General features: G+C 68.1%; 2 protein-coding genes. Both read right to left on the bottom strand.

Annotated elements, in window-relative coordinates; translation table 11 throughout:
- A partial coding sequence (locus G7A99_RS16475; RefSeq protein WP_163142137.1) for an AraC family ligand binding domain-containing protein occupies positions 1-647 on the bottom strand: 647 nt, incomplete at its 3' end.
- 117 nt (positions 648-764) lie between these two features.
- The coding region (locus G7A99_RS25610; RefSeq protein WP_240466312.1) for a benzoate/H(+) symporter BenE family transporter at positions 765-1137 on the bottom strand (373 nt) is incomplete at its 5' end.

Genomic DNA, 1137 nt, shown 5'->3' with positions numbered 1-1137 from the left:
GTGCCCTTCTTGAACAGGGCGAAGAAGTGCGCCCGCGAGAGCCCGCACTCCGCGGCGAGCTCGTCCATCCGCACCTCCTCGGCGTAGTGCGTCATCAGGTACTCGTTGGCCCGCCGGATGCGCACGTCGTAGTAGGCGGTGGGCGCACTCACGCGCATCCGCGAGAGATGGCGCCACTCCGAAAACGATTCGCAGATACCGACGAGCAGCTCCGAGAGCAGCGATTCCACCCGGTCCTGGGGCGCCGGGCCAAGCTCCATCATCTGCGCGATCAGGGTGTCGGCGATCGCGCGCATCTGCGGCGTGAGATCGACGCAGCGCCGCGAGAAGAAATCCGGGCGTCCGCTGAGCGCCAGCGAGCGCTGCAGCTCCGCGAGCCAGGTGGGCTCGATGTAGAGCGCCAGGATCAGGGTGCGCGGTGCATCCGGCCGGTGGTCGTAGTAATGCGGCTCCCACGCGTTGACGAGCACCGCCGTGCGATCGGTCAGTGGCTGCTGCTGGCCCCGCACGGAGAAATAGGTATCCGCGCCCATGGCCTTGAGCAGTACGTGGCATTCCGAATGTGCATGGGGAACCAGTGGCTCATCCATGTCCAGCAGGGCAACGCGCCCGAAGTCCCCATGAAAAACGCGCTGCGCGTTCGACATGGCTCTGCTTCCTCCTCCCCGTATAAGGGTGCGGCGCTCGCGCCGCACCGTCGATGTTACCACCTGTTCGTGCACACCGCATTGCGCACGGGCAAAAACAGGCGCCGGGGGAACGGCTCAGCCGGTCTGCGCCGACCGCGTCGCCGCGGCGGCGAAGAGCCGCCCTTCCAGGACCAGCGACACCACCACACCGAAGACCAGCGCCCAGAACGGCGCGCTGATGCCGAACAGGCTCGTGCTCGACATCGCCACCACCAGCGCCACGAAGGCCCCGATCTGGTGGCCCCGATCCCGGGAGAAGGCCTGCTGGAAGGCCGTGAGCAGCACGCTGATCATCGCCAGCCCGCCGACCGCCATGATCAGCGGCTTGGGCAGGGCGAGCACGAACGGCACTGCCGCGCCGGCCACCAGGCCGAAGCCACCGAAGAGCACGGCGTTCACCACCGTCGCCCCGTAGCGGCGCTCGGGGTCATCGCCGGCCTCGTCCGAG

The sequence above is a fragment of the Arhodomonas sp. KWT genome, assembly GCF_010993615.1.
This window is presented reverse-complemented; position numbering and strand designations above follow the sequence as displayed.